At 59.3% G+C, this 23,610-nt stretch carries 18 protein-coding genes; 4 read left to right on the top strand and 14 right to left on the bottom strand.

From position 1 onward, the window contains the following. Window positions 1-11: 11 nt before the first annotated feature. The 5 genes from msrB to FCS96_RS08735 all read right to left on the bottom strand — a co-directional run bounded on the left by msrB (window position 12) and on the right by FCS96_RS08735 (window position 4,980). The gene (gene msrB, locus FCS96_RS08755) at window positions 12-1,196 is read right to left on the bottom strand and encodes a peptide-methionine (R)-S-oxide reductase MsrB (RefSeq protein ID WP_138439975.1); all 1,185 of its coding nucleotides are present in this window, start codon (window positions 1,194-1,196) and stop codon (window positions 12-14) included. 95 nt (window positions 1,197-1,291) lie between these two features. After that, window positions 1,292-2,779, bottom strand: a complete 1,488-nt coding sequence (locus FCS96_RS08750; protein WP_138439974.1) for a sensor histidine kinase — start codon at window positions 2,777-2,779, stop codon at window positions 1,292-1,294. 3 nt (window positions 2,780-2,782) lie between these two features. Continuing rightward, window positions 2,783-3,484: a response regulator transcription factor gene (locus tag FCS96_RS08745; protein ID WP_138439973.1), complete on the bottom strand. Its 702-nt coding sequence runs from the start codon at window positions 3,482-3,484 to the stop codon at window positions 2,783-2,785. Between the two features lie 35 nt (window positions 3,485-3,519). Then, window positions 3,520-3,807, bottom strand: a complete 288-nt coding sequence (locus FCS96_RS08740) for a hypothetical protein (RefSeq protein WP_138439972.1) — start codon at window positions 3,805-3,807, stop codon at window positions 3,520-3,522. Window positions 3,808-4,002: 195 nt separating this feature from the next. Then, the gene (locus FCS96_RS08735) at window positions 4,003-4,980 is read right to left on the bottom strand and encodes an NAD(P)H-dependent flavin oxidoreductase (RefSeq protein ID WP_138439971.1); all 978 of its coding nucleotides are present in this window, start codon (window positions 4,978-4,980) and stop codon (window positions 4,003-4,005) included. Between the two features lie 55 nt (window positions 4,981-5,035). Between FCS96_RS08735 and FCS96_RS08730 the strand changes: the two genes are divergently transcribed. Next, on the top strand, window positions 5,036-5,617 hold the full coding sequence (locus FCS96_RS08730) for a QsdR family transcriptional regulator (protein ID WP_138439970.1): 582 nt from the start codon (window positions 5,036-5,038) through the stop codon (window positions 5,615-5,617). A 123-nt stretch (window positions 5,618-5,740) separates the two neighbouring features. Here FCS96_RS08730 and FCS96_RS08725 read toward each other — a convergent pair whose 3' ends face one another. The 4 genes from FCS96_RS08725 to FCS96_RS08710 all read right to left on the bottom strand — a co-directional run bounded on the left by FCS96_RS08725 (window position 5,741) and on the right by FCS96_RS08710 (window position 11,487). Next, window positions 5,741-7,156, bottom strand: coding sequence for an aldehyde dehydrogenase family protein (locus FCS96_RS08725; protein WP_138439969.1), 1,416 nt, complete (start codon window positions 7,154-7,156; stop codon window positions 5,741-5,743). Window positions 7,157-7,195: 39 nt separating this feature from the next. Then, on the bottom strand, window positions 7,196-8,380 hold the full coding sequence (locus tag FCS96_RS08720; protein WP_138439968.1) for an acetyl-CoA C-acyltransferase: 1,185 nt from the start codon (window positions 8,378-8,380) through the stop codon (window positions 7,196-7,198). A gap of 20 nt (window positions 8,381-8,400) precedes the next feature. Next, window positions 8,401-10,494 carry a 3-hydroxyacyl-CoA dehydrogenase NAD-binding domain-containing protein gene (locus tag FCS96_RS08715; RefSeq protein ID WP_138439967.1) on the bottom strand — a complete coding sequence of 698 codons (2,094 nt, stop codon included), beginning with the start codon at window positions 10,492-10,494 and terminating at the stop codon, window positions 8,401-8,403. A 198-nt stretch (window positions 10,495-10,692) separates the two neighbouring features. Further along, window positions 10,693-11,487: an IclR family transcriptional regulator gene (locus FCS96_RS08710; protein WP_171040750.1), complete on the bottom strand. Its 795-nt coding sequence runs from the start codon at window positions 11,485-11,487 to the stop codon at window positions 10,693-10,695. Window positions 11,488-11,804: 317 nt separating this feature from the next. On the opposite strand from FCS96_RS08710, the gene FCS96_RS08705 reads away from it, so the two are divergent. After that, complete coding sequence (locus tag FCS96_RS08705; protein WP_138439965.1) at window positions 11,805-12,734, top strand: 2-hydroxyacid dehydrogenase; 930 nt, start codon at window positions 11,805-11,807, stop codon at window positions 12,732-12,734. Here FCS96_RS08705 and FCS96_RS08700 read toward each other — a convergent pair. Further along, window positions 12,720-14,006 carry a hypothetical protein gene (locus FCS96_RS08700; RefSeq protein WP_138440400.1) on the bottom strand — a complete coding sequence of 429 codons (1,287 nt, stop codon included), beginning with the start codon at window positions 14,004-14,006 and terminating at the stop codon, window positions 12,720-12,722. The genes FCS96_RS08705 and FCS96_RS08700 overlap by 15 nt on opposite strands. Window positions 14,007-14,282: 276 nt before the next feature. Here FCS96_RS08700 and FCS96_RS08695 point away from each other — a divergent pair, with 276 nt between their 5' ends. Together FCS96_RS08695 and FCS96_RS08690 are read left to right on the top strand one after the other, a co-directional pair. Continuing rightward, window positions 14,283-15,488, top strand: a complete 1,206-nt coding sequence (locus FCS96_RS08695; RefSeq protein WP_138439964.1) for a 3-oxoadipyl-CoA thiolase — start codon at window positions 14,283-14,285, stop codon at window positions 15,486-15,488. A 21-nt stretch (window positions 15,489-15,509) separates the two neighbouring features. Beyond that, window positions 15,510-16,685: an acyl-CoA dehydrogenase gene (locus FCS96_RS08690; RefSeq protein WP_212747059.1), complete on the top strand. Its 1,176-nt coding sequence runs from the start codon at window positions 15,510-15,512 to the stop codon at window positions 16,683-16,685. On the opposite strand, the gene FCS96_RS08685 is transcribed toward FCS96_RS08690, so the two are convergent. The 4 genes from FCS96_RS08685 to FCS96_RS08670 all read right to left on the bottom strand — a co-directional run bounded on the left by FCS96_RS08685 (window position 16,670) and on the right by FCS96_RS08670 (window position 23,490). Next, entirely contained in the window at window positions 16,670-16,966 is a 297-nt protein-coding gene (locus tag FCS96_RS08685; RefSeq protein WP_138439963.1) for a hypothetical protein, read from the bottom strand. The two genes, FCS96_RS08690 and FCS96_RS08685, sit on opposite strands and share 16 nt — an antisense overlap. An 87-nt stretch (window positions 16,967-17,053) precedes the next feature. After that, the gene (locus tag FCS96_RS08680) at window positions 17,054-18,415 is read right to left on the bottom strand and encodes a DUF1329 domain-containing protein (RefSeq protein ID WP_407658093.1); all 1,362 of its coding nucleotides are present in this window, start codon (window positions 18,413-18,415) and stop codon (window positions 17,054-17,056) included. Window positions 18,416-18,457: 42 nt separating this feature from the next. Beyond that, the gene (locus FCS96_RS08675) at window positions 18,458-20,386 is read right to left on the bottom strand and encodes a DUF1302 domain-containing protein (RefSeq protein ID WP_138439961.1); all 1,929 of its coding nucleotides are present in this window, start codon (window positions 20,384-20,386) and stop codon (window positions 18,458-18,460) included. Window positions 20,387-20,508: 122 nt separating this feature from the next. After that, window positions 20,509-23,490, bottom strand: a complete 2,982-nt coding sequence (locus tag FCS96_RS08670) for a hypothetical protein (RefSeq protein WP_138439960.1) — start codon at window positions 23,488-23,490, stop codon at window positions 20,509-20,511. Between the last annotated feature and the right edge of the window lie 120 nt (window positions 23,491-23,610).

Below are 23,610 nucleotides of genomic sequence, written 5' to 3'. Positions count from 1 at the left end.
GTTGGAGAACATTAGCTGCGCTGACCGCCGGTGACGTCATCGATATACTCGGCGTAGCCCCGCGCTTCCATGTCTTCCAGCGGGATGAATTCCATCGCTGCGGAGTTCATGCAGTAGCGCAGACCGGTCGGCGCCGGGCCATCGTTGAATACGTGACCCAGGTGCGAATCGGCGTGGCGGCTGCGAATCTCAATCCGGGTCATGAAGAACGACTTATCTTCACGCTCCACCACAACACCGGGTTCGATGGGCTTGGTAAAGCTGGGCCAGCCAGTGCCGGACTTGTATTTGTCCCGGGATGAAAACAACGGCTCTCCCGACACCACGTCCACGTACAGGCCGGGTTTCTTGTTGTCCCAGTAACGGTTGTTGAACGCAGGTTCGGTGCCATCTTCCTGGGTGATCTCGAACTCCATGTCGCTCAGCCGCTTCATCAGAACCTCCCGGTCCGGCTTCACGAAACTCTGGGCATCAAAACCGGCGCTAGCCTCAGAGTTGGAGGCCTTGGTCATCCCGTCAGGCTGGTACTGGGAGAAATCCAGCTCGTAGTCCTCGCCATAGACCTTCTCGATAAACTGATAGCGACCGGAATTGAAGGTGTAGAAGTTGTACCTCACCGGATTCTTCTTGTAGTAATCCTGGTGGTACTTCTCAGCGGTGTAGAACTCGGTGAACGGCACAATCTCGATCACCACCGGTTTGTCGTACACACCAGAGGCCTGTAACTCAGCCTTGGCCGCTTCTGCCAGGCGCTTCTGTTTGGCGTCGTGGTAAAAGATGGCGGGACGATACTGCTGACCCCGGTCGACAAACTGACCATTGGCATCGGTCGGATCCATCATCCGCCACAGCCCGGCCAGCAGGCCTTCGTAGGTGATCTGATCCGGGTCGTAGTAGACCTGCACCGTTTCGGTATGGCCGGTCTGCCCGGAAGCTACCTGTTTATAGTTGGGATTGGGCTCTTCACCGCCGGCATAACCGGAGACGGCCTCAACCACGCCGGGAATTTTCTCGTAACCGGATTCCACGCACCAGAAGCAGCCGCCTGCAAAGGTAGCAACGGCGAGATCGGGGTTATCAGGGGCGAACTCGGTGTCTTTTTCGGCCCGCGTCTCGGCACTGGCATGGGTTAGCGCAAGCGTACCTGCGGCGCCCAACAGCAGCGCTGTGGCCATGCCCATCAATTTGCCTTTCATACTTCATCTCCTGTGACTGGTTTACTGACTCCAGCCTAACGTGGTGCCTTCACAAAACCTTCTGGTGTTTCTTACGAATCTATAACGACACAGGTTTATTTTCCGGGCAGCCAGATCTGAAATTCGGCACCGGCAGACGCTCCGTTCTGCGCCGATAGCTGGCCTTTTTGCAGTTGCGCCATGCGTTGGGCAATGGCCAGACCCAGGCCGGCGTGGCCGGTGCGATCGGCATTGGCGGCCTGGTAGAAGGGTTCGAACAGTTGCGCCAGATCGTCGTCGTTGATGCCGGGACCGGCGTCCGCCACGGTGACACGAGCGCCACCATCGGCACCCTGAACCGCCAGGGTCACCTGACTGTTGGCGGGGGAATGGCTGACGGCGTTACTGATCAGGTTATCGAGAATGCGCTCGGTCATGGCGATGTCGGCCCGAACCATCACCGGATCGGCGGCCGCAATAACCAGGTCAACGCCGGCGCTCTCGGCTTCGGGCTGGTGTTTCTGCACCACATCGTGGACCAGTTCGGCGATCAGGAAGAGCTCCGGCACCGGCTGTTTTTCCCGGGCCTCCAGCGCCGCCAGTTCGAACAGTTCATCCACCAGCCGGCCCAGGCGATGGGTCTCTGCCAGCGCGACTTTCAGGAAGCGGCCGCGCTCAGCCGGGCTGAGGTCATCCTGCTTCATCTGCAGGGCTTCCAGATAGCCCTGAATGGAGGCCAGGGGCGTGCGCAGATCGTGGGACACCTGCGCCACCAGCTGCCGGCGCTGATGGTCCTTGTCCTTGAGCAGATCCAGCTGGCTGGCGATGCGCCGGGCCATCTGTTCAAACTGCGCCGCCAGGTAATCGATATCATCGCCCTGCTCCGGCACGTGCTCGGGGTTGCTCTCTAGGGCAGTCTCGAGAGCGGTCTCGCCATCGCCGGCCTCAAAGCGCTCCACCCTTTCAGTCAGCCGCGACAGCCGCCGGGTCAGCAGACGGAAAAACACCAGGCCCGCCAGCAGGCCCACAAACAGGCTCACCACCAGTGCGCCTGCACCCATTTGCAGCAGCCGTTCGCTGTGGACCATGCTCTCGGCGGCGTCATACTCCTCACCCCGCAGCACCACATAGAGATACCCGGTGGGGTTGGCGCTGGTGGGCACCGGGGTCACCGAGAACACTTTGCGCCGGTCATGGCTACGTGGATCATCGCCCGGCAGGGGGTAAGCGCCTGGGTCCGCCAACAGGGCCTGAATCGGGGCCAGTGAAACCCGGTTACGTTTGATTTTGTCGGGATCGGCGGAGTAGGACAGGATGCGGCCCTGCCGGTCCAGCAGGTAAATCTCGATGCTCGGGTTGATTGTCATATACAGCCCGAACAACTCCTTGAGCGCGGCCCGGTTAAGCTCGCCATCGGTCACCAGGTTGCGGTCGGTCACCAGGTTGCTGGCCAGATCGCGATTGAGTTCCTGATAGACGGCGCCGGTGTATTCCCGCACAGAGTAGAGGCTGAGCATGGTGAACAGGCCACCAACAATCACCAGCAGCAGGAACAGGCCCAGAGCCAGTCGGGCGTAGAGGGTACGGAATAGCGATGGCGCCATGGATCAGTCCATAAACCGATAACCGACGCCCCAGACCGTCTGAACGTACCGGGGCGCGGCCGGGTCGGTCTCGATCTTGTTACGAAGCCGGTTGATGTGAGTATTAACGGTGTGTTCATAGCCTTCGTGGTTATATCCCCAGACCGCATCAAGCAGCTGGGCCCGGCTGAACACCCGGCCACGATGGCAGGCAAAGTGCCAGAGCAGATCGAATTCCCGGGCGGTCAGATCCACTTCCTGGTCGTCCACAAAGACGCGGCGCCGAACCGGATCCACCCGCAGGCCTTCCACCACCACCTGCTCGGTTTCCGGCGCCGGTTCTGGCTTAGCCGACAGGGCATCAATCCGGCGAAACAGGGCCTTGATCCGCGCTGCCAGTTCAGCCACGCTGAACGGTTTGGTCAGGTAATCATCGGCGCCCATTTCCAGCCCGAGCACCCGATCCAGCTCACTGCTCTTGGCGGTCAGCATCAGCACCGGTACATAGCCCGGACTGGACCGAATTTCCCGGCAGACCCCAAGACCGTCCAGGCCTGGCAGCATCAGGTCCAGGATAACCAGATCAATCCCGCCTTGATTAAAACGCTCAAGGCCATCGTCACCGCGATCGACAAGAATGGCGTCCATGCCCAGGTCGGTCACCTGCATACGCACCAGCTCGCCGATTCCGGGGTTGTCCTCAATAATCAGTACGGTTCGTGTCATGGTTCCCTGGCTCTGATCCCGTCCTCGGAAAATAGTTACTCCATGGTGTCCTTATGGTCCATGGTTTCCTCGTCCATCGACATGTCGCCCATGTCCTTTTCCATGGTGTCATCCATGCCCTTGGCATCCATGGCGTCGTCTTTCATACCGTGCCCCATGTCATCAGCCATGTCATCCTTTTCCATGCCCTTCTCGGACATGTCCTGCTCCATGGTGTCATCGCTCATCATGCCATCGTCGTGCTTCATTTCGTCGCCGGCGACAGCAAACAGTGCAAACAAACTCAGGCCGGTTACGGCAAGCATTCGGGTCAGGTTTCGCATTGTGATCTCTCCTTGTGATTCGTCAGTCGTTGCCGGCACGGCGTGCTGGCACGACTGGGAGCATGGCAGGGGCCGCTCACGGCAGAGTCACAAGCGCTTAAAGAGTGTATAGCGGAACTATCACAAAACCTTCACGCCCGTGTGGGGGGTAGCGGGCGTGATTGGGTTTAGAAAGGGACCGGATCTTGTCCAGCGTTAGGCCAGGAAGCCAGTCAGGCGCTGGCGAACGATTTCCTCGGCGTCGGCCATGATCCGGCTGATCAGCTCTTCACAGCTGGGGATATCGTGAATCAGGCCGGCCACCATACCGCAGCTCCAGGCTGCCTCGTCCATCTTGCCTTCCTGCAGCACCAATCGGCCTTTCACGCCGGTAACCAGATGGCGGATGTCGTCGATGGTTTCGGCCTCGCCCTTTTCCTTTTCGATCCGGATAATTTCCTCGACTGCGGCGTTCTTCATGACCCGCTCGGTGTTGCGCAGGTTACGCATGATCAGCTTGGTCTGGAGTTCGTCGGCTTCGACGATGGCCTGTTTGACGTTGTCGTGAATCGGGGCATCCTTGGTCGCCAGGAAGCGCGTGCCCATGTTCATTCCCTCGGCACCCAGTGCCATAGCCGCGACCAGGCTGCGGCCGTCGGCCATGCCACCGGAAGCGACAAACGGAATGGTCAGTTCCTCGGCAGCCCGGGGCAGCAGGATGAAGTTGGGAATGTCGTCCTCGCCCGGGTGACCGCCACACTCGAAGCCATCGACACTGACGGCATCACAACCGATACGCTCGGCCTTAAGGGCATGGCGCACCGAGGTGCACTTGTGGATAACCTTGATGCCTGCCGCTTTCAGCTGGGGCATGTACTGTTCCGGGCTGCGGCCGGCGGTTTCCACCGCCTTGACGCCACCGGCGATGATGGCATCAATGTACTCCGCATAGGGCGGGGTGTTGAACGACGGCAGAAAGGTCAGGTTGACGCCAAAGGGCTGGTCGGTCATTTCGTGGCAGCGGGCGATTTCCCGGGCCAGGTCTTCAGGCGTCGGCTGGGTCAGGCCGGTAATGATCCCCAGGCCGCCGGCATTGGACACGGCCGAGGCCAGTTCGGCATAGCCCACGTGATGCATGCCGCCCTGGATTATCGGGTAGCGCATGCCGAACATTTCAGTGATTCTGGTCTTCATAGCGGCTTTCCTTTTTTGTGTTTAGAATGGCTGCAAATCACCACATGAGGTTTCAGTGACCGAGCAAACACCAACCCGAGCAACACCGGCGGACGCTCTGAAGCGGGCCCGGCGCATGTGGCTCAAGGGCGAACGCATCCACCTTGCCGCCCTCTCGGACGAGCTCAGCATTGGCCGGGCCACCCTGTTTCGCTGGGTGGGCAACAAGGACCTGCTAATCGGTGACGTCCTCTGGTCGCTGTACGATCCCCTGCGCCAGGAGGCGCTCAGAGCCACCCCCGGCACCGGGATCGACTATGTGGTGGGTGTCTATCGGCACATCAACTCCACCGTGCTGCACTTCGGGCCCCTGCGGCAGTTCATCCACCAGGATCCGGAGTACGCGCTGAAAATTCTTACCTCGTCCCAGTCCACCTTGCGCAGCCGTACCGTTGAGGCCAACACCCGGCTGCTGAGAGACCAGGTGGCTCGGGGACAGATCACGCCGCCGATGAACATCGAAAGCTTGTCTTACTTCATGATCCGGCTGGCCGAGTCCTGCCTGTACAGCGACATCCTTGGGGGGCGAGAGCCCCGGGATGAGGAGCTGGAGGATGCCTGTACTGCCGTTCGCATCCTTCTTGGTGGTAAAGCCTGAGATAGGAGTCTGGCCCCCGAGGCGGGGTATCTTTTCTTTTGGGAAAAATAACTCGCTGCGCTCAGACATCTTTTTCCCGGCAGAAAAGGCACCCCACCCCGGGTGCCGAGCATACTTCTTCGGTTACAGCTGAAGTGATCGCACTTCCAGGAATTCTTCCAGGCCCCATTTGCCGAATTCACGGCCGAGGCCGGAGTGGCCGAAGCCGCCGAACGGTGCCTGAGGGTTGAACGCGCCACCGTTAACGAAGACCTGGCCGGTGCGCAGTTTGCTCGCAACCCGCTTGGCGTTGTCCTGGTCTGCCGACCAGACTGCACCGGACAGACCGTAGGCGGTGCCGTTGGCAATACGGATGGCCTCGGCTTCGTCGGCGTAGGGAATGATGCTCAGTACCGGGCCGAAGATTTCTTCCTGGGCAAGGCGGCTGTCCGGTTTGACGTTGCCGAACACTGTGGCCTGAACAAAATAGCCCTGATCACAGCCTTGCGGCGCGTCTGGGCCACCGGCCACCAGGGTGGCGCCTTCTTCGATACCCAGTTTGATGAAATCCATCACCTTGTCGCGCTGTTGCGCGGAGGCCAGCGGCCCGAGACGGGTGGTTTCTTCCAGCGGATTACCCGGAGTCATCTTGGCCACCGCGGCGGCCGCCAGTTCACAGGCTTCGTCGTGCCGATCCGCCGGCACCAGCAGGCGGGTTAACGCCGTGCAGGTTTGCCCAGAGTTGAGCAGGCAGTTGTTGACCGTGCCTTTCACTGCAGCCGCCAAATCGGCATCCGGCAGCACCACCGAGGCGGATTTGCCGCCCATTTCCAGGGCAAAGCGTTTGAAATCTTCAGCGGCGGCGTGGGCGATCCGGCTACCGGTGCGGGTGGAGCCGGTGAACGACACCATGCGCACGTCTGGATGATTGATCAGGGTATCCCCCACCGTCTCACCAAGACCACACACCAGGTTGAACACACCCTTGGGCAGATCGGTGCCGTCCAGGATCTCCGCCAGAATGTAGGCGCTTTGCGGGGCAATTTCGGACGGTTTCAGCACCACCGTGCAACCGGCGGCGATGGCCGGCACGATTTTCAGGATGACCTGGTGCAACGGGTAGTTCCAGGGCGTGATACAGCCCACCACGCCCACCGGCGCATACTGCACTTCCGAGTTCTTCACCTGCTCGGTAAAGGCAAAGTCCGGCAGCAGTTTCAGGTAGCTCTTGGTGATGGTGGCGGGCAGCCCGGCCTGTATGCCGGTCGCCAGTTTGATCGGCATACCCACTTCCCGGCAGATGGTTTGGGCGATCTCGTCACTGCGGGCGGTCAGGCCCTCGTGCAGCTGTTCCAGCACTTTCAGGCGCTGCTCCAGCGTGCTCTCTGACCAGGTGTCGAAGGCATCGTGGGCGGCGGCGATGGCCTGTTCCATAACCGCACGGTTGGACGATGGCACCTTGGCTATCACCTCGCCGGTGGCGGCTTCGTGGACATCCAGGGTGTCACCACGCCAATCAACCCACTGTCCGTTGATGTAGTTCCTGCTCAGATCATTCATGCCTTTGCTCCTGACTTACCCGCCATAATGAGATTGCGCTTACACCACTTCGAACAGTCCGGCTGCGCCCTGGCCACCGCCTACGCACATGGTAACGACCACATACTTGGCACCGCGGCGCTTGCCTTCAATCAGGGCATGGCCGGTCAACCGGGAGCCGGTCACACCATAGGGATGACCCACCGAAATGGAGCCGCCGTTCACGTTGAGCTTTTCCATGGGAATGCCAAGGCGATCCCGGCAGTACACCACCTGGGACGCAAACGCCTCGTTCAGTTCCCACAGATCGATGTCGTCCATGGTCAGACCATTACGCGCCAACAGACGCGGAATCGCAAACACCGGTCCGATACCCATTTCGTCCGGCTCGCAGCCGGCCACGGCAAAGCCACGGAAGATGCCCATGGGCTCGATGTTGTTCTTCTCGGCGTAGGTGCTGTTCATCACCGTGCACACGGAAGCACCGTCGGATAGCTGGCTGGCGTTGCCGGCGGTGACGAACTGACCCTCGCCCCGAACCGGGTCCAGGCCCTGCAGGCCTTCAAGGGTAGTATTCGGGCGATTGCACTCGTCCCGGTTCAGAGTGACGTCGCGCTCACTGATCTCGCCGGTTTCCTTGTTCTTCACCAACATGGTGGCGTCGAACGGCACGATCTCATCATCAAACCGGCCCGCTTCCTGGGCCGCGGCCGTGCGCTGTTGCGAGATCAGGGCGTATTCGTCCTGGGACGCACGGCTGACCTGGTAGCGCTGGGCCACAATATCCGCCGTTTCAATCATCGCCATATAAAGCTCGGGCTTGTGCTTCATCAGCCATTCATTGCGGGCATGGAAGCTATTGAGCTTGTCGTTCTGCACCAGGGAGATGGACTCCACACCACCGGCGACCATGGCCGGCACCTTCTCCGACACGACGCGCTGAGCGGCGATGGCGATGGACTGGAGCCCGGAACTGCAGAACCGGTTGATCGACAGGCCTGCCGTGGTTGCTGGCAATCCGGCCCGAAGGGCCGCCAGGCGAGCGATGTTCTTGCCCTGGGCGCCCTCGTGGAAGGTGGCGCCAAGGATCACGTCCTCGACCACGTCCGGGTCGATTCCGGCACGCGCAACCGCGTGTTGAATTACATGCCCGGCCAGATCGACACTGTGGGTGTTGTTCAGGGCGCCCCGGTAGGACTTACCCAGGCCGGTGCGCGCGGTGGAAACAATAACTGCATCAGACATTTCAGTTAGCCTCGTTTCGTTCAGAGATCAGCGAAGGATTTGCCTTCAGCCACCAGGCGCTTGAGCAGAGCCGACGGCTTCCACTGATCACCGCCGATGTCGTCGTGGTACTTTTCAACCGCGTTCAGGATGGTATCCAGGCCCAGTTGGTCGGCCCAGAACATGGGGCCACCCCGGTAGGCCGGGAAGCCGTAACCGAAGATCCACACCACATCGATATCCAGGGCCCGGTCGGCGATGCCCTCTTCCAGAATCTTGGCGCCCTCGTTGATCATCACGAACATGCAGCGTTCCAGGATTTCCTGATCGGTGATGTCGCGCGGGGTAATGCCCTGTTCCTGGCGGAATTCGGCAATGATGGCGTCCACGGCCGGATCAGGGATCGGCTTGCGGCTGCCTTCCTCGTAGCGGTAAACACCGGCCATGGTCTTCTGCCCCAGGCGATCCTGTTCGGCGAGTTTGTCCATCCAGCTCAGGGGCACATCCTCACCGGAGTTGCGGCGTTCCTGGCGGATTCGGTAGCCAACGTCGATGCCAGCCAGATCGGACATGGCAAACTGGCCCATGGGGTAACCCAGGTCGGTCAGCACCTTGTCCACCTGCTGCGGTGTTGCACCCTCGTTAACCAAAGCCATGGCTTCGGCACCGCGCTTGTGCAGCATGCGGTTGCCAACAAAGCCGTAGCAGTTGCCAACCAACACACCCACTTTTTTGATTTTCTTGGCCACCGCCATCACCGTGGCTTTGACCTCATCCGAGGTCTTGCTACCACGCACGTTCTCTAGCAGCTTCATCACGTTGGCCGGGCTGAAGAAGTGCATACCGACCACATCTTCCGGGCGCTTTGTAGCGGAGGCGATCTCGTCGATATCCAGGGTAGAGGTGTTCGAGGCCAGGATCGCGCCGGGCTTACACACCGCGTCCAGCTGGGCGAAAATTTCCTTCTTGATGGCCATGTTCTCGAACACCGCCTCGATCACCAGATCGACGTCCTTGAAGGCGTCGTAGCTGAGGCTTCCGCTGATTAGCGCCATGCGCTCTTCCACCTGCTGGGTGGTGATACGACCTTTTTTCGCAGAGTTCTCGTAGTTCTTGCGGATGATCGCGAAGCCCTTGTCCAGAGCCTCCTGCTTCACTTCCACGATGGTGACGGGAATACCCACATTGGCGAAGTTCATGGCAATGCCACCGCCCATGGTACCGGCACCGATGATGCCGACACTGTTGATGTCACGCACCGGGGTGTCCTTCGCCAGCCCCTTCACCTTGGATACTTCACGCTCGGCGAAGAAGGCGTGGATCAGCCCGCCACGCTGGGGCGAGTCCATGCACTGGACGAACAGTTCACGCTCGCGCTTCATGCCTTCATCGAACGGCAGGGTGACCGCAGCTTCCACCGCATCCACACACTTGAACGGCGAAAACAGGCCGCGGGCCTTTTTCTCCAGCTGGGCGCGGAATTCATCAAAAACGTCACTGCCCTGATCGGCGGCGATCTTGTCGGTCAGGTCACGGACCCGGCGCACTGGCTTGCCTTCATCGGCAATGCTGTTGGCAAAGGCCAGGCCGGCGGCCTTGATGTCGTCGCCCTCATCAACGGCATCGACAATACCCAGTTTCAGGGCCTCGCTGGCACCGACAAACTCGCCAGTGGTGATCATTTCCAAGGCCTTACGGGCACCGGTCAGGCGCGGCAGACGCTGGGTACCACCGGCGCCGGGCAGCAGGCCCAGCTTCACTTCGGGCAGGCCAACCTTGGCGCTGCTCAGGGCAATCCGGTAATGACAACCCAGGGCTGTTTCCAGGCCACCACCGAGGGCGGTGCCATGGATAGCCGCGACCACCGGCTTATCACTGTTCTCGAATACATTCATGACCTCAGGCAGCGATGGCTCCTGAATTGGTTTGCCAAATTCGCGAATGTCCGCGCCGGCAATGAAGGTGCGGCCTTCACACACCAGCAACAGCACCTTGGCCTCGGAATCCTTCAGCCCCTGCTCAAGCGCGGCCAACAGGCCGGAACGAACCGCATGGCCCAGGGCATTCACCGGTGGGTAGTCCACAGTAATGACGCCAACGGTGCCTTCACGGTTATAAGTTACGACCTCAGACATAATCTCTCCTCGCCTAATATGGAATATAGTTTTAACAAGCGAAACTTGAGTACGATTTAATAGTAGATCTTGCGGGGTTTCAACCATCAATTGAAGACCGGACACAAAAAAACCGCAGAATGTCTTCTGCGGTTTTTTACGACGCCCTACTGGGCCAGGCCGTTCACCGGGATGTTTGCGGCGCTGCGGCTACGGTAATCACACGCCCAGGGATTCGATATCGCCGGCCAGCATGGCCAATTGATGGGCTACCGATCCACGCAGCTTCTCAGCAGACACCAGGTATGATGGCGCGGCACAGGTCAGTGCCATAATGGTGCCGTCTTGCAGATGAATAGGCACACCCGCCGAATTGATATTGCGGTCCCACTCGCCCAGCGATAGGCAGAAACCGTGCTTCTCGTAATCCTCCTTGGCGCGCTCGAGCCCTTCCTTTTTTTCCCGCCAGCCCTCGGCTCCGTACTTCGCTTCCATGGCATCGTCGATAACATGGCGCGCCTTATCGGTAATCGCGCAGTAATAGGCGCGGCCAGCAGAGGTGGTCGCCATCGGCAGCTTCAGGCCGATGTCCATGCGCAGCAGAGAGGCCTCCGGCGGCAGGCGGTTCTCCACATAAATCATGTGCAGGCGGTCCCGGCAGGTCAGACCAATGGACATATTGGTCTGGCGGGCAAACTCATCCATGTACGGTTTAGCCAGCTGACGCACCTTCAGGTTCGACACGTAGGCGTAACCCAGCGCCAGCACACCGGAGCTTAGCTGGTACTTCTCCAGCTGCACGTTGTAGCTCAGGTAGCCCAGCTTGGTGAGGGTGTAGGTCATGCGCGAAACGGTAGGCTTGGGCAGACCGGTAATCCGGGCAATATCCTGGTTACCCAGGATAACGGAGCCCTGACTGAAGGCGCGCAGAACGTCCAGGCCGCGGGACAGCGCCTCCACGAACTTACGGTCTTTTTCCGGCTTTACCGGCTCGCCGTCACCGGAGGCAACCATCAGTTCCGGTGAGGTGGATTCTGCTTTCGACATATAGTGGCGCCCTCCGACAGCGTCGCCTGATCAGGTATCCGGGATATAAGTCCCATGAATAGAAAAGATGCAGTATTTTAATCGTTGATAAAATCAAGTACCACAGAACACCTCGAAAAACGTTCAAAATTCGTGCCGATTCTGAAACACTATTCTTTAATGTCTCAGGTTAACGGGCCATTTCGATCATCGTTAGTCGAAAATACCGGTACTTTTCGGGATATTATTCTGCCAAGCAAAACAGCATAACCAGATCATTCCGCTTTTTCGAACACGGAGGCTTCATGAAAGTGCTTTTTGTCGCCGGGGACTCCAAACCCGAACGCTGGCCCCAGCCTATCAAGGCACTTCTGCCGGAAGCCGAGGTCGTGACCTGGGACCCGAACGGCGACCCCGTCATGGCCGACTACGCTATTGTCTGGCGCCCGCCAGGAGAATTGTTTGCCCGCGAGCCGTCTCTTAAAGCAATTTTTAACCTGGGCGCCGGCGTCGACGGCCTGATGTCGCTGCCGGAACTGCCGCCGGAGCTCACGGTGGTTCGCCTTGAAGATGCCGGCATGTCGGTGCAGATGGCCGAGCATGTGGTGCACCAGCTGCTGGAAATCAGCCGCAATATGCAGGTGTACCGGGCCCAGCAGAATCAGCACCAGTGGCAGCTGCAGCGCCCCATCAAGCGGAGTGAGTGGCCTATTGGCGTCATGGGTATGGGCCAGATCGGCACCCGGGTCGCCAGCACCCTGGCCAGTCTGGATTACCAGGTGAACGGCTGGGCGCGCAGCGAGCACTCGTTGGCGGGCGTAACCACCTGTGCCGGCCCCGACGGTCTGGCGCCATTTCTACAGGCCTCCCGGGTACTGGTAAACACCCTGCCGCTCACAGACGACACCCGGGACCTGATCAATTACGACTTGCTCAGCCAGCTCCAGCCCGACTCGGTGATTATCAACGTCGGCCGGGGCGAGCACCTGGTGGAACAGGACCTGCTCGACGCCCTGGATGAAGGGCAGGTAGCCCGGGCCTCACTCGACGTGTTCCGGCAGGAGCCGCTGCCAGCCGATCATCCTTTCTGGCAGCACCCGAACATCATCGTCACGCCCCACATCTCGGCACGTTCACTGCGGGAATCCACTCTGGAACAGATCACCACAAAAATCCGGGCCCACGCCCAGGGCCGGGCCATCACCGGCGTGGTTGACCGTTCACGGGGCTATTAAGGCCAGAAACACCAGCAGCAGCGGTATGGCAATAACCACGAACAGACCGTTCCAGCGGAAAGCCACCTTCCAGCGGGAGACCTGACCAAACCGGGACAGCAGCATTACAGCAGGTCCGAACGGTGACAGCATCATGGCCAGTGAGAAGCCAATCACCAGGGCGACCGACACCGGCACCGGGTCCATACCCTCGGCCACCAGCTGCGGCAGCAAGCCAGCGAGAATGCTCAGGACCGTGATTGGAATGATGCCGATCGCCGACAGCATCGGCAGTACCAGCAATCCGGCGGCTGCGAGCAGGAAGACACCGCCATCGGAACTGGCCAGTCCGCTGAGGGCATCGCTTGGAATCACGCTGGAGAGTGCCACGCCCAGGATGGCGGAGGCCGCAAAGATCCCCATCTCATTGCTCATGGAGACGATCTGGCCGGCACTCTCCCGGACAATGGCCGCCGGCGCGCGCTCCTTCCACAGCATGTACAACACGGTAATAACGGGCACTGCCAGCATCGCTGCGGCTGACACCTTTAATCCGGTCAGCACCACCAGCACCGCCATCGTGGTGAAAACCACCAGCATCAACACCAGCAAACCAACCGTACCGGTGGGCCACCGCTCCAGGGCGACCCGCTCGGCACTGACCCGCCGGAACCGGCGCTGTTCCAGCAGCCAGCCCAGCAAAATCAGTCCCACTGCAATCAGGGCACCAAACGGCAGCAGTGTCGACCAGTTCAACGCCGGCAGCTCACGGGTCAGGATGGCAACGGCGACACTGGTCGGGGCCACTAAAGGCACCAGGGCAAACCCCCGCAGCACACTGATCAGTACGCTGCGCAGCCAGCGCAACCGCGATTGCCCGGTAATTTCCCGCTCACGCAGGGTCTCGGACAAGGTGCCGCACAACAGATTCATCATGCCGAAATTCAGCACCGAGGCGACACTGCAACTGACTACCGCGTATTTCGGGTACAACCAGAGCGGGCGCCCGCCAAGCAGTACATCGTGAATTTGCCGCAGTACCTCGAAACGCCGAACCAGGCACTGCATCAACCCCAGGCTACCCAGAAATGCTGCGTAAAAGCCTGCATCGGCGGACGCCTTCAGCAGTTGTGGCATCGCGAGCTGGCCACGATAGGTCAGCCACGCCGTGACCGACAGCGCCACCAACATCAGGCCCCGGGAATAGCCCTGCAGACGACGACCGGCAAACAGGAAACCAACCAGAAACAGCCCACCGGCGAGGGCACTGAGTGGCTGGCTGGCAACACACATGGCCAGCAACTGCAGCGTGACGGCAATAGTCAGCAACCAGTGCTCGATACCTTTTACACGGAATTCTGAGCTCGTCACACCGAACCCAGCGCTGGAAGCTTGGTGACTGCTTGCATTTTAAACACACCCGGATTAGTCTTTTCGAAACTCATTACAAAACTCTGTTTCGCTGAATGAAACTATACTAGCATAAATGACAAGGATTGCCCGGCCACTATCTTCGCCGGGCTGGTCCGCCCACAATGACACACAGTCCTTTAATTAGAGGAAGCCGACATGAGCGCATATATCTACGATGGCCTGAGAACAGCTTTCGGCCGTCATGCCGGTGCTCTGGCCAAGGTCCGCCCCGATGATCTTCTCGCCAGCGTGATCAAAGCCCTGGTGGAGCGCAACGCTTTCGCACTTGAGGCCTATGAGGACGTGATTGCCGGCTGCACCAATCAGGCCGGCGAAGACGCCCGCAACCTGGCCCGCCACGCCGGCTTGCTGGCTGGTCTGCCGGTTGAGACTGGTGGCCTGACGGTTAACCGCCTGTGTGGCTCCGGCCTCGCCGCCATCATCGATTCCGCCCGCGCCATCCGCTGTGGTGAGGGCGAGCTGTTTGTCGCCGGCGGAGCCGAAAGCATGAGCCGTGCGCCGTTTGTCATGGCCAAGAGCGAGTCGCCCTTTAGCCGCGATTTTCGGGCCTTTGACAGTACCATTGGTGCCCGTTTCCCGAACCCGCGCATTGAGGCCGATTTCGGGTCCGACAGCATGCCGGAAACTGCCGACAACATTGCCCGGGAACTGAATCTGGATCGGGAACTGGTGGACCAGTTTGCCGCCCAGAGCCAGGCCCGCTTTGAAGCGGCCCGCCAGGACGGTTTTTATGACAACGAAATCCTGCCCATTGAGGTGCCCCAGGGCCGCAGGAAACCGGCCCTGACCGTCAGTGCGGACGAGCATCCGCGCCCACAGTCCACGGCGGAAGCCCTGGCTGGCCTGCGCCCGCTGTTTGAGGGTGGCGTGGTGACTGCGGGCAATGCCTCTGGCATCAACGACGGCGCCGCAGCCCTGATCATTGGTTCTCTTGAGGCCGGCGAACGTGCCGGCATTCAGCCCCGGGCGCGTATTGTGTCGTCGGCCATCGCCGGCGTCTCGCCCGAGGTCATGGGTTATGGCCCGGTACCCGCCAGTGAGAAAGCGCTGGCTAGGGCCGGTCTGACACTCAAGGATATGGACGTTATCGAAATCAACGAGGCCTTCGCCGCACAGGTCCTCGGATGCACCACCCGGTTGGGCATTGATCCAACCGATTCGCGACTGAATCCGAACGGCGGCGCCATTGCAGTAGGCCACCCACTGGGTGCGTCCGGCGCTCGTATCGCTCTCACCGCTACCCGCCAGCTTGAACGCAGCGGCGGGCGCTACGCGCTGATCAGCATGTGCATTGGTGTAGGCCAGGGCATTGCTGCTGTTATCGAACGCGTTAACCACTGAATTTTACTGAGGAGAAACACCATGGCTCTGGCTTCTGCACCCTGGGATGACCTGCTGCAATTCGACAAGCAACTGGATGAGACCGAACGCCAGGTTCGGGACAGCATCCGCAGCTTTTGTGACCAACGCCTGATGCCCGGCATTATTGAGGCTAACCGGCACGAAACCTTCGATCGCACCATCTTCAACCAGATGGGCGAGCTCGGCATGCTCGGCGCCACCCTGCCGGAAGAATACGGCGGCCCGGGCCTGAACCACGTTTGCTATGGCCTGATTGCCCGTGAAGTCGAGCGGGTTGATTCAGCGTATCGCTCTGCTTTGAGCGTGCAGTCGTCGCTGGTTATGCACCCGATCTACACCTTCGGCCAGGAAGCCCTGAAAAAGCGCATCCTGCCCAAGCTGGCGTCCGGCGAACTGGTCGGCTGCTTTGGCCTGACCGAGCCCAACCACGGCTCCGACCCCGCTGGCATGGAGACCCGTGCCAAGAAAGTGGATGGCGGCTACCTGGTGAGCGGTTCCAAGACCTGGATCACCAACTCCCCCATTGCAGACGTATTCGTGGTCTGGGGCAAGTTGGATGGCAAGGTGACCGGCTTTGTGATCGAACGCGATGGCGCCAAGGGACTGGATACCCCCAAGATTCCGGGCAAATTCTCCCTGCGTGCCTCGGAAACCGGCTCCATCTTTATGGACGAGGTATTTGTTCCCGACGAGAATAAGCTGGATGTGGAAGGCCTGAAAGGTCCCTTCAGCTGCCTGAACAAAGCCCGTTTCGGCATCAGCTGGGGTTCTTTGGGCGCGGCCGAATTCTGCTGGCATGCAGCTCGCAGCTACACACTGGAGCGCATCCAGTTCGGTAAGCCGCTGGCGGCCAATCAGCTGATCCAGAAGAAACTGGTCGACATGCAGACGGAAATCACCCTGGGCCTGCAGGCTGCACTGCAACTAGGCCGGATGATGGACGATGGCACCGCCACGCCCGACGCGATCTCACTGCTCAAGCGCAACAACTGCGGCAAGTCCCTGGACATTGCCCGGGTTGCCCGTGACATGCACGGCGGCAACGGCATTGCCGACGAATACCACGTTATTCGTCACGTGATGAACCTTGAGGCCGTCAATACCTACGAAGGTACTCACGACGTTCACGCCCTGATCCTTGGCCGTGGCCAGACCGGCATTCAGGCCTTTAGCTGAACCACCGGCGTATCCGGTGCAAGAGCCAGCAGCGCGGCACACAGCTCGCAGTCTGGCTTCTTGCACTCGGTGATCGAATGCTGCACAAACTGCCGGGCCAGTTCCGGTTTTTCCTTTCTCAATACCCCGGAACAAATCGTCACGTGACGGTAGAGCGCTTCAATAGCCTCCAGCTGTGACCGATAGGGCCCCAACTCAGGAATTTCCCGGGTTTTCACCAGCCACGCACCTTGGCGAGCCAGCAGGCGTTTTTCAATCTCGAACAATGGTTGGCTACCCATGATTCCAATCATCGTTTATTACCTCCGTTAATCGACAAACCCCGGGAGCGGGATCCGCTGCCAGGGTCAGTCACTATCAGTACGCCATTAGCGGACGCCAGACCGGCGCAGTGCTGCAGGGGTGTATTCCCGCGAGCTACGCTCAGTGCCGTATACGTATGGCTCATCTTCTTCGTTGGTCAGGCCCATCACCAGGTAGCGACCAGACAGCAGGTCGTACAAAGTCTCAAAGGCGTAACCCGGGGTATTGGCATTGGGGTGGTACATCTGCATGGCGTGCGCCTCAGCTACGCGCCACAGATTGCCACGGCCGTCGTAATGATCAATCAGCGAGATCTGCCAGGAGTCTTCGTCAATGAAGAAGTCGCGCTGCTCGTAAACGTGACGTTCTTCATCCTTGAGGGTCGCCTTGACGTGCCACACTCTGTGTAGCTCGTAGCGAGTCAGGCTCTGGTCAACGTGACCCGGCTTGACGATATCGTCGTAGTCCAGCTCGGCACTGGCGGCACGGTAGGAGTTGTACGGAATGTAGATCTCTTTCTTGCCGACCAGCTCCCAGTTGTACTTGTCCGGCGCGCCGTTGTAGAGGTCAAGGTTATCGGCGGTACGCTGACCGTCAGCTGCAGTACCCGGACCGTCGTAGGCTACGTTCGGTGCGCGGCGAACGCGACGCTGACCGGAGTTGTACAACCACGCCCGGCGCGGCTCTTTAACCTGGTTAATGGTCTCGTGTACCAGCAGAACGTTTCCGGCCAGACGCGACGGCGCAGTAATACCCTGCTTGAAGTAGAACATCACGTTCGGATCGTCGGACGGATCGTAGTCAGACAGCGCGACCCGCTCTGTGAACGACTCGGTGAATTTAACCGCACTGAAGTCACCGTTGGGCTGCGGAGTAACCTGGGCCACGTTGCGGTCAATTGAACCACCACGGTAGCGAGTGAGATGGTTGAAAATGACTTCCAGACCGTTCTGGGGAATCGGGAACGGGGTCGCGGTCTGGTAATTCTTCATGCCGTTACCACTTTCCACCAACTCAACCTGAGTGGCGTTTTCCATGGTCTGCTGAATGACCTGTTCAGGATAAGTCGCAGTACGGCGAGTCTGATAGACCGGGATGAAGTAGTCATCATAGGTCTTGATCATCGCGACCTGGCCCGGAGTCAGGTTCTCCGAGTACTCATCCACGTTGCTCTGATCAATGCGGAACAGCTCTTTGTCCTCAGGGAATGGGTCTATGTAGCGGCCGTCGTCCGGGTTAAAGCCCGCTGGCGACTGGGTCAAACCGCCATCCCAGGCCGGAATTTCATCACCGTTACCGGCCTTGGTGGCGCCGATTTTTGTCAGCGTATCGCCAAGCTTGGCAGCCTCCTCCGCGGAGACCGCCGCAAGGGCGGATCCGGAGGTCAGCAGTGCGCTGGCAACAGCGCCGTACATCAGGGTTCTCATGATTCTCATTGTGTTAACTCCTTCTACCGAGTCGTTGGTTACTTAGAATGAATAGGAGACGGAGGCTGCGATGAAGTCACGATCGCTGGTCTCGTTGTAATCGCCGCCAAAATAGTTGGTGTAACTGATGTTGGCTTTGTAAGCGTTCTGGTAAGTGGCCTCGAGCCCCAGACCGATCGACTTGTTGCCTTCCTTGAAGTTGCCGCCCGGATCCGGCGCATAACCTTTCACGTCGTGAGTCCAGAACAGTTTCGGGCGCATGTTGATACCGGCCACGGCATCCGGGTAATCCCAGACGAACAGGGTCCGGTAGCCCCAGGAGAAGGACGTGGTAAAGCCGTCATTGCCGCAGTTGGTCGGATTGATGTTCAGACGAGTCGGATCACCACTTTCACGTCTTCTGTTGTCTTCATTACCAGTCGCCGGGCCGTTGCTGCAGAAGTCGCCAGTGAAGCTTTCGCCTTCCAGGGGAACCGAGCCAACACCGTAGATGCCCGAACGGCCATAGCGCGCCTCAGACTTGTCCGCCAGATCGTGCACGTAGGTCGCACCGACCTCAGCCACGATGATGAAACGGGCCGCACCCATGACACGGTCGATGAAGTGAATCGCTGTGGCCTGGGCCTGGGATACGCCGTAACGGTCATAACCCTCAACAGCCGTGCCTGCATAGGTACCGCCTTTCTCCTGTCGGCGCTGTTCCAGCTTACTGATCACCTGACCGTCCGGGCCCCGCTGCTGCAGACCACCGTAGATCAGCTCAAAGGTGTTCCACTGGATCGGCATGTTCGGACGGTAGCTATATTCCGCACCAAGCGATGTACCGGTTGGCAGCGTGGTGTTGATGCTCACGCCATACAGGTCGATGCCCTTGGGGTACTCAATGAAGTAGCTGGGGAACCGCGAAGACGGCTTGGACGGATCGAACTGCTGGGTTTCGTCCGCATCTTCGGGGTTGTTCACCACACCACTGATGTACGGCAGGCGGCTGTGGTAGCGGGTGTAGAACACACCAAGCTCAGCATTCAGGTCGGTGGCGAAATAGCGTGCTGCCACACCGAACTGGTCCTTGTCACCAGGCTCTTTATCGCCCAGACGGGGCGCGATAAAGCCTTCCTCAAAGGCCTGGGAGTCAGGCACCTGACCAGCCAGCAGTACCGGGCCACAGCCGTCGGCGGCTACGTCAGCAGACGAGAAGAAGGTGCCGCAATCGTCGATGCGGAACGGCTCCCAATCGGTCTGGACAAAGGCTTCAACGGTAATTTCTTCGGTGACGCCCGCTGAGGTGTAGAGCATCTCAACCGGCAGCAGTACGTCTTTCAGCTCGGCACCCGGTGCGCGGAACGCTGGTACGTCGATCGGGTTGATGGCGTTGATACCGCCCAGAATGAAGGTACTCTCACCCCAGTTCACCACCTGGCGGCCGTAACGGATGGATACCGGGGTATCGCCAAAGTACCAGTCGGAGAATACGTAGGCGTCCAGCAGGTCGACACCAGAAGCGTTGTCCTTCGCCTCAGGGTTCAGCTCACGCTGCTGACCCACCGGGTCAGTTGCCCGCGGGTTATCCTTGAGCTCGAAGTCGTAGTAGTAGCTGGCACGAGCCAGTGCGCCGACCCGGGTCAGGGTGTCGCTGTCTGGCGCGTAGTCCAGGAACAGCTCACTGCGGCCACGCGCGATGGTGGAGTAAGGCTCGTTTTTCTCGAAGTTCAGGTTGCCGTCGTCGAAGTTGTTGGATGACGCACCGGTGTTGCTGAAAGCGAATTCCGGTCCGAGGTTACCCTGGGTGATCAGGCTCTTGTCCTGATCTTCCAGGCGGTAGGCAGTACCTACTGTCAGCGTGGTGCTGAAGGAGGCATCAATCTCGTAGATGCTGAAATCGAAGGCCGCGGCCGTGGCCGAAAGGCAGGCCAGCTTTACCGCCACTGCCAGACGAATCGATTTGGGCAGTTTGGAGTTTTTTGTTGTCATTGCGCTTGCTCCGCAAGTTTTGGGCAAAGCCTCCCCCATATGGCGAGGCTAACGCCTTGATTTACTTGTTATCGTAAGAGGGTCTGGGGGCGCCCCGGACTCCTGGGGCGCCGTCCGCGAAATTAGAACGGCAGGGGAATAACGCCACCGTCGCCGCCGCCATCACCGCCGCCGGAGCCGCCATCAGGATCTGCGCCGGGGTCGCTGTTATCAGGGTTGTCGCAGTCAGTACCGTCAACACCCTGAACCACACAGCCGTTGGTCACAGAAACAGTACCCGCGGAGAACAGCTCCAGCAGTTGGGCAACCATCTCGTCAAAAACCGCCGCGGATGAGAAGGCTTCAGATTCCTTCGTGCCAGCAGAGATCGGGTTGCCGTGCGCGCCTTCGGTGTAGCGGGTGATAACCGGCAAGGTATTGTTAATAGCATTTTCCTGAATGGCGGCTGCAGCCATGGCCGCAGCCATTGGATCGGTACCCGCCAGTGGCATATTCTCACCGTCGATCTCAAAGCCGGTCTCAGCAATGGTGGTGCTTAGCGGAGGCAGCGCTCCCTCTTCGTCCGCAGCATTCGGAATGGTGCCATCGGTCGGCTTCTCAGGATCGGTCGGATCACCGGCGATCTCGGTCACCAAAACTGACTGCCCTTTATAGAGCGGGGCGAAGGCGGTCGGATCGGCCGAGTCGAGCAGGCCCTGGAAGATGTTGAAGTAGAGGTCCAGTTCAATTCGGCCTTGAGCCAGGATGCCATCAGAAGCTTCATCCAAAGCAGACAACAACCCCTTTTCTACCGCTATTGTCTTGGAGTTCTCGGCCACACGTGTGAACTGGCCGCCGGTGTTGAAGAACACGGAGGAAGTTACCGGCACGAGGTTGGCATTATCTGCGCCCGCCACATTAGTTACATGAGGCACTGCAGCGCCGCCCATGCCACTCAAAGAATGGGTTACGAAGTAGACTTGGCTGGTGTCCAGAGTCACGCCGTTGGCACAACCGGAGCAGGCATTAATAGCTGCTTCGATATTTGCCAATGAAGCATTGATGTTCAGCAGATCAATGGCTCCCTGGCGCATGTTATCCCGGGTGTTGGCGTAGTTGGTGAAGTTCAGGAACAGGTCACCAGAACCCGGTTCAGCGACCTGATCCGCTGTCACCGCATTCAGGTCAGCGTCGGCGGCAAAGCCAAAGTGACGCTCGCTGGCTTCAGCCGAAGCACCCGCCTGACTGGGGTCGTCACCAGTGATCGGGAACACGTTGCCAACGATGCCGGTACTGAAGATGCCGTGTAGCGGCTGATCGATACCGATGGTCACGAAGCAATCCGCTGCCGCGTCAGCAGCACACGTCAGGCCAGCCGCTGTCGCCAGTGGCAGAATCGCGGAGCGGTCAGTGGTCGCAGCGTGCTGGTAGATAATGACAGGAAGAGCACCCCTGCCGGTCGCCACACTGGCAGCTGGTGCCCCTACGATGATCGGAACCGTGGTATCCGCGTTTTTCTGGGCAAACGGAAAGCGGTAGGTCACTCGATCTGAAGGCGCTGCAGTAAGAGTACCGGTTTCGTCGGCACTGAAATCAGCGGCAACCCAGCTCTCAGTTTTCAGCGCACTGCCATCGCCTTCGGTCGGTACACCCAGGTAATACGGCAGGGTGATTTCACCTTCGTAGACCCGGGCCGTAACCTCGTCACCTGCGACTGGACTCGGATCAAACTGCAGTGCACTGTTAATTTCATTGCTGTCACGCTGACTGAAGATGGTGACATCTCTCGGCTTTGGCGTATCCAGCAACGTGTCGGCGGCATTGGCCATGGCGGTCGCCTCGGCTTCAATATCGATGCTGGCATCCGTCGCTTGCGCTGCTGCTACCTGAATAGCGTGGGCAATCCGGCGATCAGCTTCCACATCTGCAACCACATCACCATAAAGGATGGTGGTGCCACTGCCGTTGGCGTCCGACAGGATGGTCGCCAGCGCCTCGTCGTATAAACGGAAGGAAGAGTCGGTCAGCGTGGCGTACAGTGCCGAATTGAGGTTTTCCTCTTCGGTGCTAGCGCCTCCGCCCAGGGATTGACCGCTAAGGTTATAGAAACCGTCGAACAGTTTCCCGAGCTCCTCCTGACGCTGCTCAATCTTCAACGACGAACGGAAATAGGTGACTGGCGCGGCATTGGCCAGCAGCACATCTTCTACCGCGGTGGTGGTGATGGCTGTTGCGTAGGGCACATCGTCAAAGTCAGCAGCAAAGCCGGCAGACTCTGGGTACTCACGTTTGAAATCGAAATAATCGGCAGCCAGCTTCCGGGCCGGTAGCATGGCATCACGGAACGGCTGGAAAGCCCCGTTCGACAGGACCCGGTCGGGATCGGCGACCGACTGATAGGTGGGCGAGCCGACCAGGGGCTCGCCATTAGCGTCCACAATGTCGTTGGTCACCGCCAGCACGTACTGGGTCTTGGCGGCCAGCGGCGTCAGCGGCAGCACCCGGATCAGATTGTCCTGACCACCGTCGATGTCCAGCAGTTCAACCCGCACTTTCTCCATGAGCAGGTCACTGAAGATAGCATCGGCAGCGGCAGTATTTCCCGCATCCTGCAGACGCAGTGCTTCACGATAACGCGCAGCAGGCGTAAGGCCCGGCGCTTCGGTGATGAGTGCCTGCACGGTGTCACCACTGGCGTACTCAACCGGAATCAGGAAAATGTTCTGGTCCGGGTTGGGAACCACTTCACCATCTACCTCAACAAAATCACGGGCATCGAGATTCTGCTGGCTGTCCAGGCTGGCGCTGATCTTGACATCAATTGGCGCAAGCACCGAGGCACCGTCCATGAAACCAAGCCCCTGGGTAACCGGGTTGGCCGGGTCTGTTCCGTTCAACATGGTGCCGTCGTCGACTTCGCTCAAAAAGAACAGAGCATCGCTGGGAATGACAAATTCAGTTTCCAGTGGATCAAACAGCGGATGAGTGCCTTTTACGTTCAGGCTGCCGTTGACCTGGTAATCAGGGTTGGCGTTTTTACTGGTCTGGCCGCCGCTGTCGAGACAGCCCGTTAGACCCAATGTGGCTGCCGACACGGCAGTAAACAACACGTTGCGGATAAACATACTCGGTCACCTTGAATAGGGTTTCTTGTAGTTCGGCGTATCCATCGCCTTTGCAGCACACCACGTTGGTCTAATTGCAATGGTTCCAAGATGATCGAATTTTTTTACGTGAAAACACTT

Source organism: Marinobacter alexandrii (assembly GCF_005871205.1).
In the GTDB taxonomy this organism is placed as follows: Bacteria; Pseudomonadota; Gammaproteobacteria; order Pseudomonadales; family Oleiphilaceae; genus Marinobacter; species Marinobacter alexandrii.
This window is presented reverse-complemented; position numbering and strand designations above follow the sequence as displayed.

Excerpts from the sequence above, each read along its gene's own strand:
- msrB (WP_138439975.1), bottom strand. The coding sequence starts at position 1,196 with ATGAAAGGCAAATTGATGGGCATGGCCACAGCGCTGCTGTTGGGCGCC.
- FCS96_RS08750 (WP_138439974.1), bottom strand. The coding sequence starts at position 2,779 with ATGGCGCCATCGCTATTCCGTACCCTCTACGCCCGACTGGCTCTGGGC.
- FCS96_RS08745 (WP_138439973.1), bottom strand. The coding sequence starts at position 3,484 with ATGACACGAACCGTACTGATTATTGAGGACAACCCCGGAATCGGCGAG.
- FCS96_RS08740 (WP_138439972.1), bottom strand. The coding sequence starts at position 3,807 with ATGCGAAACCTGACCCGAATGCTTGCCGTAACCGGCCTGAGTTTGTTT.
- FCS96_RS08735 (WP_138439971.1), bottom strand. The coding sequence starts at position 4,980 with ATGAAGACCAGAATCACTGAAATGTTCGGCATGCGCTACCCGATAATC.
- FCS96_RS08725 (WP_138439969.1), bottom strand. The coding sequence starts at position 7,156 with ATGAATGATCTGAGCAGGAACTACATCAACGGACAGTGGGTTGATTGG.
- FCS96_RS08720 (WP_138439968.1), bottom strand. The coding sequence starts at position 8,380 with ATGTCTGATGCAGTTATTGTTTCCACCGCGCGCACCGGCCTGGGTAAG.
- FCS96_RS08715 (WP_138439967.1), bottom strand. The coding sequence starts at position 10,494 with ATGTCTGAGGTCGTAACTTATAACCGTGAAGGCACCGTTGGCGTCATT.
- FCS96_RS08710 (WP_171040750.1), bottom strand. The coding sequence starts at position 11,487 with ATGGTTGCCTCCGGTGACGGCGAGCCGGTAAAGCCGGAAAAAGACCGT.
- FCS96_RS08705 (WP_138439965.1), top strand. The coding sequence starts at position 11,805 with ATGAAAGTGCTTTTTGTCGCCGGGGACTCCAAACCCGAACGCTGGCCC.
- FCS96_RS08700 (WP_138440400.1), bottom strand. The coding sequence starts at position 14,006 with ATGTGTGTTGCCAGCCAGCCACTCAGTGCCCTCGCCGGTGGGCTGTTT.
- FCS96_RS08695 (WP_138439964.1), top strand. The coding sequence starts at position 14,283 with ATGAGCGCATATATCTACGATGGCCTGAGAACAGCTTTCGGCCGTCAT.
- FCS96_RS08690 (WP_212747059.1), top strand. The coding sequence starts at position 15,510 with ATGGCTCTGGCTTCTGCACCCTGGGATGACCTGCTGCAATTCGACAAG.
- FCS96_RS08685 (WP_138439963.1), bottom strand. The coding sequence starts at position 16,966 with ATGGGTAGCCAACCATTGTTCGAGATTGAAAAACGCCTGCTGGCTCGC.
- FCS96_RS08680 (WP_407658093.1), bottom strand. The coding sequence starts at position 18,415 with ATGAGAACCCTGATGTACGGCGCTGTTGCCAGCGCACTGCTGACCTCC.
- FCS96_RS08675 (WP_138439961.1), bottom strand. The coding sequence starts at position 20,386 with ATGACAACAAAAAACTCCAAACTGCCCAAATCGATTCGTCTGGCAGTG.
- FCS96_RS08670 (WP_138439960.1), bottom strand. The coding sequence starts at position 23,490 with ATGTTTATCCGCAACGTGTTGTTTACTGCCGTGTCGGCAGCCACATTG.